This window comes from Streptomyces sp. NRRL F-5630, from assembly GCF_000719475.1.
In the GTDB taxonomy this organism is placed as follows: Bacteria; Actinomycetota; Actinomycetes; order Streptomycetales; family Streptomycetaceae; genus Streptomyces.
Window position 1 is genome coordinate 1 of sequence record NZ_JOGO01000117.1, and the last position, 10172, is coordinate 10172.

The 10172-nt window shown below is 72.2% G+C and carries 11 protein-coding genes; 7 read left to right on the forward strand and 4 right to left on the reverse strand.

Annotated elements, in window-relative coordinates; genetic code table 11:
- Positions 1–68: 68 nt before the first annotated feature.
- Complete coding sequence (locus IF99_RS0128990) at positions 69–689, forward strand: CGNR zinc finger domain-containing protein (protein ID WP_031001167.1); 621 nt, start codon at positions 69–71, stop codon at positions 687–689.
- A 179-nt stretch (positions 690–868) separates the two neighbouring features.
- Positions 869–3241 carry a HelD family protein gene (locus tag IF99_RS0128995; protein ID WP_031001173.1) on the forward strand — a complete coding sequence of 791 codons (2373 nt, stop codon included), beginning with the start codon at positions 869–871 and terminating at the stop codon, positions 3239–3241.
- A gap of 3 nt (positions 3242–3244) precedes the next feature.
- Here IF99_RS0128995 and IF99_RS0129000 read toward each other — a convergent pair whose 3' ends face one another.
- Genes IF99_RS0129000 through IF99_RS35870 form a run of 3 tightly spaced genes read right to left on the reverse strand, consistent with a single transcriptional unit; the run spans position 3245 to position 4287 of the window.
- Positions 3245–3550: a DUF6087 family protein gene (locus IF99_RS0129000; RefSeq protein WP_031001178.1), complete on the reverse strand. Its 306-nt coding sequence runs from the start codon at positions 3548–3550 to the stop codon at positions 3245–3247.
- A 42-nt stretch (positions 3551–3592) separates the two neighbouring features.
- Positions 3593–4078 carry a hypothetical protein gene (locus IF99_RS34205; RefSeq protein WP_037827957.1) on the reverse strand — a complete coding sequence of 162 codons (486 nt, stop codon included), beginning with the start codon at positions 4076–4078 and terminating at the stop codon, positions 3593–3595.
- Entirely contained in the window at positions 4075–4287 is a 213-nt protein-coding gene (locus tag IF99_RS35870) for a hypothetical protein (RefSeq protein ID WP_078655332.1), read from the reverse strand. The genes IF99_RS34205 and IF99_RS35870 overlap by 4 nt, the downstream gene beginning before the upstream one ends.
- A gap of 321 nt (positions 4288–4608) precedes the next feature.
- Between IF99_RS35870 and IF99_RS0129010 the strand changes: the two genes are divergently transcribed.
- Entirely contained in the window at positions 4609–5727 is a 1119-nt protein-coding gene (locus tag IF99_RS0129010) for a hypothetical protein (protein ID WP_031001180.1), read from the forward strand.
- A 54-nt stretch (positions 5728–5781) separates the two neighbouring features.
- A complete protein-coding gene (locus IF99_RS0129015) occupies positions 5782–5949 on the forward strand; it encodes a DUF397 domain-containing protein (protein WP_031001182.1) in 168 nt (55 codons plus the stop codon).
- Between the two features lie 280 nt (positions 5950–6229).
- Here IF99_RS0129015 and IF99_RS0129025 read toward each other — a convergent pair whose 3' ends face one another.
- Positions 6230–6589, reverse strand: coding sequence for a winged helix-turn-helix transcriptional regulator (locus IF99_RS0129025; protein WP_031001184.1), 360 nt, complete (start codon positions 6587–6589; stop codon positions 6230–6232).
- 95 nt (positions 6590–6684) lie between these two features.
- Here IF99_RS0129025 and IF99_RS0129030 point away from each other — a divergent pair, with 95 nt between their 5' ends.
- The 3 genes from IF99_RS0129030 to IF99_RS0129040 all read left to right on the forward strand — a co-directional run bounded on the left by IF99_RS0129030 (position 6685) and on the right by IF99_RS0129040 (position 9788).
- Positions 6685–7524 carry an enoyl-CoA hydratase/isomerase family protein gene (locus tag IF99_RS0129030; RefSeq protein ID WP_031001186.1) on the forward strand — a complete coding sequence of 280 codons (840 nt, stop codon included), beginning with the start codon at positions 6685–6687 and terminating at the stop codon, positions 7522–7524.
- A gap of 446 nt (positions 7525–7970) precedes the next feature.
- On the forward strand, positions 7971–9098 hold the full coding sequence (locus IF99_RS0129035; RefSeq protein WP_078655333.1) for an AAA family ATPase: 1128 nt from the start codon (positions 7971–7973) through the stop codon (positions 9096–9098).
- Between the two features lie 9 nt (positions 9099–9107).
- Complete coding sequence (locus IF99_RS0129040; protein WP_031001190.1) at positions 9108–9788, forward strand: DUF4276 family protein; 681 nt, start codon at positions 9108–9110, stop codon at positions 9786–9788.
- The last annotated feature ends 384 nt before the right edge of the window (positions 9789–10172 follow it).

Consider the following 10172-nt stretch of genomic DNA (forward strand, 5'->3'; position numbering starts at 1 on the left):
CCCCCGGCCCCCTGGTGTCGCGCGCCCCCGACCCCGCTGGCCCCCACCCCCTCGGCGGTGAGACGAACATGTCGCTGCTCCCCGTGGTCCCCGCGCCGTTCCGGTACGACGCCGGGCGGCCCTGTCTGGATCTGCTCGCGACCGGGCATCCGGTCGAACGGCTCGTGACGGGCGAGGACGTGGTCGGCTGGTGCGTGGGCGCGGGGCTGCTCCCCGCGCGCGGGCCGCTCCCGCAGGCGCAACCGCACTGGCTGGCGGCGGCGCGGGAGGTACGGGGCCACCTCGGCCGGCTCGTGGACGCGAGCCTCGGCGGCCGTCGTGCCCCGCAGTCGCTGGACCGCCTCAACGCGATGGCGCTCGCCGCGCCGCCCGTCCCGCAGGCCGCCCGCGCCCACGACGGCCGCCTCGTCGCCACGCTCCACTCGGCGCCCACCCTCTCCGCCGTGCTCTCCCTCCTCGCCCGCGACACCCTCACCCTCCTCACCGATCCCCGCCGCAGGGCGCTGCTGCGGCGCTGCGAGGGCGAGGGCTGCCCGCTCGTCTACCTCGATACGTCCCGCGGCCAGCGCCGCCGCTGGTGCTCCAGCGAGGTCTGCGGCAACAGGGAGCGCGTGGCCCGCCACCGTCGGCGCACCGCCACGGGGGCTCCGCCCCCGAACCCCCGCTCCTCAATCGCCGGAGGGGCTTGATCTTCCGCCCCGCACTCACCCAGCCCCTCCGGCGATTGAGGAGCGGGGTGTGGGGCGGAGCCCCGCAAAGGCGCACCCGCGTAAACACGCCCCCCGGCGGAAAGGCGAGCCCCCTCCCGCCCCCCGAAGGGATTCGCGTACGGTGGACGGCTGCTCAGCACCATCTGAAGGGGGCCTCGGTGGCCGATACACGCGACCACGAGATCAGCGTCGAACAACAGCATCTTGACCGCGCCTACCGCCGCCTCCTGGAGAAGATCGACGAGGCCGAGTTCCTCATGCGGGACGCGGCCAAGCTCGGCCACGTCGGCACCCCCGGCGCCCTCGCGGAGCGCGACGCGCAAGTCCACCGGGCCGGTGTCCACCTCAACCGCCTCAACAACGAGTTCGAGGACTTCGTCTTCGGCCGCATCGACCTCCTCGCGGGCAAGGACGGCAAGAAGGGCCCGGACGGCGCGTACACCGCCGTCGAGGTCGCCGAGGACGCCATCGGCCCCGATCAGACGGCGGACATCGCCGAGACGCTGCACATCGGCCGTATCGGTGTGCTGGACACCGACTACAGCCCCCTCGTCATCGACTGGCGCGCCCCCGCCGCCGCCCCTTTCTACCGCTCCACCCCCGTCGCCCCCGGCCGCGTCGTGCGCCGCCGCGTCATCCGCTCCAAGGGCCGCCGCGTCCTCGGCGTCGAGGACGACCTCATGCGCCCCGAGCTGACCGCCTTCCTGGACGGCGCGCCGCTCCCGGCCGTCGGCGACGGCGCGCTGATGGCCGCGCTCGGCCGCTCGCGCGGGCACGCGATGCACGACATCGTCGCCTCCATCCAGGCCGAGCAGGACATGGTCATCCGGGCCCCCGCCGCGTCCGTGACCCTCGTCGAGGGCGGCCCCGGCACCGGCAAGACCGCCGTGGCGCTGCACCGGGCCGCCTACCTCCTCTACCAGGACCGCAGACGCTACGCGGGCGGCATCCTCATCGTCTCGCCGACGCCGCTCCTCGTCGCCTACACCGAGGGCGTGCTGCCCTCGCTCGGCGAGGAGGGCCAGGTCGCGATCCGCGCGCTCGGCGACCTCGCCGACGACGCGGCGGGCCCCGGCGGCGCGAGCGCCTACGACTCCCCGGCGGTCGCGCGCGTGAAGGGCAGCGCCCGCATGGGCGGGGTCCTGCGCCGCGCGGCGAGGGGAACGCTCGACCTGCCGGTGGCCGGTGCCTTGGCCGGTACGGAGGAGGACGAGGCGGACGGACAGCTCGCGCTCACCGCCCCGGGCGGCCCCGTCGCGCCGCCGGAGCGCCTGCGCGTGGTCGCCTTCGGCCGCCGGGTCGAACTCGGCCCGGAAGCCCTCAAGTCCGTCCGCCGCACCGCCCTTTCTGGCAGCGGTCCGATCAACTACCTGCGTCCGCGCGCCCGCCGCCTCCTGCTGGACGCCCTGTGGGAGCGCTCCGGGGGCGCGAACCGCCACAACGACCCCGAACTGGCCGCCGAGTTGCGGTCCGCCTTCGACGAGGACATCACGTCGGAGGACTCCTTCACGGAGTTCATGGACGCCTGGTGGCCCGAGCTGAAGCCGCGCCGCGTGCTCGCCGCGATGGCCTCGGAGCGGCGGCTCGCCCGCTGGTCGCGCAGGGTGCTCGACCAGGGCGAAGTACGGCGCGTGGCACGCTCGTTGCGACGCCTCGACCCGGACACGGGCGCGGGCCCGCTCTCGGTGCACGACGTGGCGTTGCTCGACGAACTGCACGCCGTGCTCGGCGCCCCGGCACCCCCCAAGCGCCCCCGCCCCTACGACGCGCTCGCCGAACTGACCGGCGTGGAGGAGCTGATGCCGCAGCGCGAGGAGAGCCGCCGCGAACGCGCCGAACGGCTCTCCGCCGAGCGCACGGAGTACGCGCACGTCATCGTCGACGAGGCGCAGGACCTCACACCGATGCAGTGGCGCATGGTCGGCCGCAGGGGGCGCCACGCGACCTGGACCGTCGTCGGCGACCCCGCCCAGTCCTCGTGGCCGGACCCGGAGGAGGCCGCCGCCGCGCGCGACGAAGCCCTCGGCACCCGCCCGCGCCGCCGGTTCACGCTCAGGGTCAACTACCGCAACCCGGCGGAGGTCGCCGCCGTCGCCAACCAGGTCCTGGCCCTCGCGATGCCCGGTACCGAGCCCCCGCGCGCGGTCCGCTCCACGGGCCTCGCCCCGCGCTACGTCGTCGCCGCCGAGCACGGCGGCCTCGCGGCCACCGTCCGCGCCGAGACCGAACGCCTGCTGGGCGAGGTGGAAGGCACGATCGGTGTGGTGGTCGCGATGAACCGCCGCGGGGAGGCCGCGAGCTGGCTCGCCGGTCTCGGCCCCCGCGTCGTCGCCCTCGGCAGCCTGGAGGCGAAGGGCCTGGAGTACGACGCGACGCTGGTCGCCGCCCCGGCGGAGATCGCCGAGGAGTCGGTGGTGGGCCTGCGCGTCCTGTACGTGGCCCTGACCCGCGCGACCCAGCGCCTGACGGTGGTGGCGGGTGACCGCGACGCCCCGGACGAGAACGGAGTCCCGGACCTGCTGAGGGACTGACGTCTACGGGGGCGGCTCCCGGTGCCGCCCCCGCCCGGAGCGGAGAGCCCCCGGCGACTCCTCCGCCGGGCAGTCCCGCGGCTCCTCCACCGGCGGACGGACCAGCCGCAACGCCTCCGCGAGATCCCGCGTCACCGCGTACGGCTCCCACGCGTACCCGCTCCACCGCTGTACGACGCGCGGTTCCCGGGGCCGCACGTGCGCCCCGCGCGGCCTCCGCCCCTCGTACAGCGGCACGACCCTGAGCCGCCCCACCCGCTCGTCCCGTCGCGCGGCCCACTCGGCGAGCGGCTCCTCTTCCTCACCCATTCGCCCGAGTCTGTCCGACCGGTGCCGCACCGGCGATCCCCCTCAGGGGTGACGCCCCGCCTCCCGTTCCTCGCAGCGCTCGGCGAGCCGCCGCACCCCGGTCGCCAGCAACCGGATGTGCGCGAACCGCTCCCAGGCGGGAGTGGCACGGGTCGGCCGCCGCTCCGGCCCGAGCAGCTCCCGTACGTACGCGACGAGCGCGGCCATCGCGCGGTCCTCCGCGTAGTCGGGCAATCCCAGGAGCAACCACGCCGAGGCATGGGCGAGTTGCGCCATGACGGCACGCAACTCGGCGAGCGTGGTCGTCCCCAGCCCGAGCGCGAGCCCCCGCCTGCTCGCGGCCACCGCCTCACCGAGCCCCCGCCGCCACTCCGCCTCCGCGCACGGCAGCGCCCCGACGCCCCGCTGCCACAGCAGGGCGACGACCTCGTAGGCCGTCCCGATGTCGGTCGAGAACATCCCCCCGATGGCCTGATCCGGACCCCCGGCCCGCCCCGCGACCCGCCCCTCTCCGACCGCCCCGCTCACCGGCCCTCCTCCCCGTGCGGGTGCCGCCGCACGAGCACCCGGCAGTCGGCAGCCCGCGAGTGGTCGTGCCGCGCCTCGGCCTCGGCCTCCTCGCGCCTGAGCCGCTGACAAATCGAACAACTCGCAGGCGGTGACGCCGCGTTGGATTCGTGAATGTGAACGGACCGCGTTCCTCTCCGGAGTGGGGGGCCGGTGATGCCCTCGCCCATGGGTGTCCTACCGAGCGGCGCTCGGTGGGGTGCCCGGCCGGGCCGGGAGCACTCAGTCAATGCCCGTACGAGAGGTATGCGTAGCTGCCAGAATGTCTGTCACCTGTAGTCCAGATGTGAACCAGTACCTGACGAGGGATCGGATCCCACATGCCGACAAGCACCATCGGGCAGCGCATCCGGGCCGCGCGCGAGGCCCGGCGGCCGTGGTGCAGTCAGGAGAAACTGGCGGACGAACTGTCAGTGGCGCGGTGGGGGAGAACCGGATTCTGCGACCGCCAACAGGTGTATCGCTGGGAGAAGGACCTACGGGCTCCTCGGGTGTGGCTGCCCTTCATCGAGCAGGTACTCGCCATCGACCTCTCCGAGCCGAAGGAAGGCTCGACCACCCGAGTGGATACCGTGACCTCGGTCATGCTCTTGGGAGGTAGCGACGTGGACCGACGACAATTCCTCTCGGCCTCCGCCGCTGTCGGTCTGGCCGCTCTCGAACTGCCGGACGCCGAGGCCATCCTCCGCCGGGCCAATCGGACAGGGCCCGTCGCGGTCGGCAGAGGGGAGGTCGCTGCCGTGCGCACGATGACCGCCACCCTCGGTGACGCGGCGTCCGAACTCGGTGGTGGCCACGCCCGTCACCTCGCGGTCCGCTACCTGACCGTCGATGTGAAGCGGTGGCTCGACGGCCGCTACACAGAGGCCACGGGGCGTGAACTCTTCGCCGCCACCAGCGAACTCGTGCACTTGATCGGCTGGATGGCACGTGACGAGGGGCTGCAAGGGCTCAGCCAGCGGTACCACGTCCACAGCTACCGTCTGGCTGCCGAGGCAGGTGAGAACGAGCTCGCGGCGACCGCGCTGCGCGGCCTCGCGGAAGAGGCCCTCGATCTCGGGTACATCCCCACCGCCGTGCGCCTCGCGGAGGCGTGTGAGCGGCGCGGCCGCAAGCTCAGCAATCCCAAGGCTCTCGCCTACTACCGGAACACGTACGCTCGCGCAGCCGCCGCCGATGGGGACCACGCCACCGCCACCCGCCTGCTCACCGAGTCCCAGGCCGCCATCGAGCAGGCGCCCACGCGGCCGGGGCAGTCCTGGGCGAGCCACTACAGCCACGGCCGGTGGGCGCACGACTCCGCCATGATCCATGCGAGGCTGGGCGACCTCGACGCGTCGGACGAATACCTGCGCCTCGCCCTGGACATTCACGGCCTGGACCGCAAGCGCACCCGTGCGCTTGTCCTCGCCGATCTTGGCCACGTCCAGTTGAAGCGCGGTGACACGGAAACAGCCCTCGCGACCTGGAAGGAGTTCCTCGACTGCGCCGACGGCGTGCGTTCGGTGCGGATCGACGACGGCCTCGGCGACGTCGCGGCTCGCCTCTCCGGTCTTCCCGGCACCGCTGCGGCAGCCGAACTGCGGGAGCGCATCGCCGCCCGAGCCTGATCGTCGGCCGGCCCGGCGCGGCGAGCCCTCGAACAGGGAAGAGGCGCGCCCCCGGTGCGTAGTGATACGTGCGCGAATGGGCGGGACGCCAACTGCGTCGAGATCGGCCTCGGTCACCCCACCGCCGTCCCGGTCCGTGACTCCAAGGCCCCCGCCGGTCCGGCCTTGCTGGTCTCGCCGGAGGCGTTCTCCGCGCTGATCGAAGCCGTGGCGACCCGCTGACGCAGCGCCGAAGTCTGCCGCCCTGGAAGTCTGGGGTGGCGGGCTTCGTCGTGCGCCGGAGTGAACAGGCATCCGTTGACCGATCCCGGTCACCAGGCGGGAGGCCTCAATACCCGGACACGCGACGTGGCTTAAGGGCCCGCCTCGTGGCCCTCGGCGCGCGACGGTGCGGCGAGGGTCGGGCGAGCAGGTTCGTGGATGAGCCCTGGGCGCTGGCCCGGTTCGGCTGGGGGACCGTTGAGGTGAACAGCGTCGTCCTGTGCGAGTACATGCCGTGATGTCACTTGTCCACACGTTGCTCGTCGTAGTGACAGCGGGCGCTTTCGACCGCGTCGAGGTGGCCGACGGCCCATTCCAGCATGGCGTGCACAGGGGACCGCAGGGTCCGGCCCAGGGGGGTGATGCGGTATTCGATCGCCACCGGTTCCGTGGACACGACCGTTCGCTCGACCATGCCGTTGCGCTCCAGTCGCCGCAGGCATGCGGTCAGTGACTTCGGGGTGACAGCGGGCATGTGTTGCCGGAGTTCGTTGAAGCGTCGGGGGTGGTCGCACAGTGCGGCGAGTACCAGCAAGGACCACTTGTCAAAGAGTTGGTCCAGCAACTGCCGACCGTTGCCGTTGAGCTTCACTTCGGGCACGTCGGTCTCTCCCGTGATACCTGATTTCGTTGAAGTGTATCAGTACTACTAGATATACATCGGATACCTGATGCCTAGACGTGAAGACAGGAATCATGACTGACGCATACTCGACCCTCAAGGTCTCTCTCAGCAGCGGCGTGGCGCACGTCGTGATCGACAACCCTCCCATCAATCTGCTCGACGCCGCCCTGATGACAGACCTGGACCGGTTCGCGGACGCCATGTCCGGCGACCACGACATCCGAGTGATCGTTTTTGACAGCGCGGACCCGGACTTCTTCGTCGCGCACGGCGATATGACGACCGCCGACGACCCCGCGACATTCGTTGACCTCCCCATTGCGCCCGAACAAGACCAGTCCCTCAACCCGATGATGCGGCTCCACCAACGCATCCGGTCGCTGCCGCAGATCACCATCGCCAAGCTCCGCGGACTGGCACGCGGCGGCGGTGCGGAACTGCTGTCCGCGATGGACATGCGGTTCGCTTCGCGCGAGCACGCCGGGATGGCCCAGATGGAGTGCCGGCTGGGAATTATCCCGGGCGCGGGAGGCACGGCATACCTGCCCGGTCTCGTGGGTCGCGCACGCGCCCTGGAGATCATCCTTGGCGGGCAGCTGATTGATGCCGCGACCGCGGAACGGATCGGATGGGTGAACCGGGCTGTGCCGGACACCGAGCTCGACCACGTCGTCGACACCCTCGCCGCCCGCATCGCCGCTCTGCCGCCCGGCGTCGCCCGCGCCGCGACCGAAGCGGTCGACACCGCGGTCGAGTCGACCACTCACGGCCTGCGGAAGGCCAACGAGCTTCTCAGCGGACTCTTCAGTGAGCCCGCCGCAGCCCGTCTTGCCAAGGCTGCACTGGCCGCCGGCGCACACACCCGCGACGGAGAGCGCCACCTTGAGGCTCTTGTCGACGACATCACCTGAGAATTCCTACCGAGATGCCTTCAGGCGTCGCCAGCAGATGAGCGCGCATCCCAGGGTGAGCAAGGCTTCGCGGATGTCCTCACGTATCTCCCCACGGATCCGCAGGCGACGGAACCAGTGCAGATGGGCGAACGTGCGCTCCACGGCCAGCGTTGGGTGCCCTGCTCGCCCGGACCCCCGACCCATCGGTCGGCGAACTGGTGGAGGCGTTCGCGGCGACAACTGCGTGGAGGAGGCCGCCTTCTCCGCCGCCGATGCTCTCCCGCTTCGCGACGCGAAGGGCCCCGGCCGGCCCCTTCCTGCGGATCTCGCCCCGAGCCTTCACCGCGTGCACGCGAGCCCGGCGGGGCGCGAGGCCCTGAGCCAGGGGACCGGCCCCTCCTCATCGCGGCGCGGCACCGCCGGGCGCCCAGGGCCGCGCTCCGTGGCTCGCTACATTGATGACCATGTCACACAGGGTTCGGCGCATCGCCGTCAGCGGTTACAAGTCGATCCATGAGGTGGAGCTGGCGCTGACCCCGGTCACCTTGCTCGTCGGTCCCAACGGAGCGGGCAAGTCCAATTTCATCGAGGCCGTCGAGCTGCTGGGCCGCCTCGTGGAGGGGGAACTGGGCATGGAGGTCGGGCTGCGCGGCGGGGCCGCGGCCCTCTTCCACGACGGGCCCAAGGGGGCCGCCGGAATCGGGCTGCGGGTCGAGGCGGACGACGATCACCTCGTGCATGCCTATGAGGCGGCGCTGGTGCCCACCCACCGGGGCGATCTGATCTTCGGCTCCGAGGCTGTGGAATTCCACGACACCTCGCGTGGCGCGCAGCCGATGAGAGACGAGATCGGCCGAGGTCATGCCGAGTCGCGTCTGGCTGACGCGGCCGCGTCGCGGACGGACGGAGCCGCCGGCGTCGCCCGGCACACGCTGGAGATGCTGCGGGGCTGCCGTGTCTACCACTTCGATGACACCACCCCCCAGGCACCGGTCAAGCAACCGGGCTACGCCTCCGACACGGAGGTCCTGCACCCGGACGCGGGCAACCTCGCCGCTTTCCTGCGACGCGTGGGCGAGGAGCACCCCGCGGCCTACGAGCAGATCGTGCGTACGGTGCGTTCGGTCGCGCCCTTCTTCCGCGAGTTCGTCCTCACCGAGGACGCCGCGGGGCGCGTACTGCTCCGTTGGAAGCAGTACGGGTCGGACACCGTCTTCCCGCCCGACGCGCTGTCCGACGGAACGCTGCGCTTCGTCTGCCTCGCCGTCCTCCTGCTCCAGCCGCAGCCGCCCGCACTGCTGGTGCTGGACGAACCCGAGCTGGGCCTGCATCCCTTCGCCCTCACCGTCCTCGCGGAGATGTTCCGTTCGGCGTCCGCCCGCAGCCAGATCCTCGCCGCCACGCAGTCCGTGACGCTCCTGGACCAGTTCGGGCTCGACGACATCGTCGTCGCGGAGCGGGAGGACGGCGCCACGCGCTTGCGCCGGCCCGAGCCGGAGGCGCTGGCGGCCTGGCTCGATGACTACTCACTCGGTGACCTGTGGTTGAAGAACCTGCTGGGCGGCCGTCCCCGGCCCGAGCGGCAGGGGTGAGGCCCAGCCATGCGTCAGGTTCACGTACTGGTGGAGGGTGCGACCGAGGAGCGGCTGGTCCAGCAGGTCTTCCAGCCGGAACTGCTCGCCTCGGACATCTGGATCACGCCGGTCATGCTCAAGACCCGGCGAGCAGCAGGACAGCCCCACGACAAGGGCGGAGTGAGCAAGTGGCCCAGGATCGAGCACGACATCCGGGGGCTCCTGCGGAACTCGGCCGTGGACGCCGTCACGACGATGCTGGACCTCTACGGCCTGCCGTCCGGCACGCCCGGCCTCTCCGGGGCCCCGGCCGGTGACGCCTACGCCCGCGTCGCCCACGTGGAGGCCGCGATGGCCGACGCGATCGGCGAGCCGCGCTTCCTGCCCTTCCTCGCCCTCCACGAGACCGAGGCATGGGTGCTCGCCGCCGCGGACGAGCTTGCCGAACTGCTCGCGGAGCCACGGCTGGCGGGCACATTGCGTTCCCAAGTGGCCGCCGCAGGCGGTCCCGAGCTGGTGAACGGTGGGGCCGACACCGCCCCTTCCAAGCGCCTCCTGAAAGCGCACCCCACGTACCGCAAGGTCGTGGACGGCCCGGACGCCATCGGACTGCTCGGCCTGGCCGCCCTGCGGGCGGACTGCCCCCACCTCGACGGCTGGCTCAAGCGCCTGGAATCGCGATCTGCCCCGCCGGGCCACTCCGGGTGACGGGCGGCGGCGACCGGGGGTTCTCCCGCTGCTGAGCGCTTCGCCCGGCGCTGCCCGCGGATGCTCACCCAGCGTCACGCGGGAAAAACCTGGGCCGCGGGGAATTGCCCCGCCCCCAGGCTTTGTTACCTTGGACGTGGCACCGGTTCGATCCAAGCCCCCGGGCCCAACCATAGGCGCTTCGAGCGCCCACTTGCCGCGAGGCGAGCATGGCGGGCCGGTGTCACAGACGTAGGGCGGAGCCCCGGTCGCCGAGACGCGGCCGGGGCTTTGTCGTGCGCCGGGCGGGGCCGCGTACGAGCGTCAGCGTCTGCCCCCTCCACCGCCCCGCCCGGCGTCCGCCCCCGCCGCGTCCGCCCCCCCCCGCCGCGCCCGGCGTGTGCC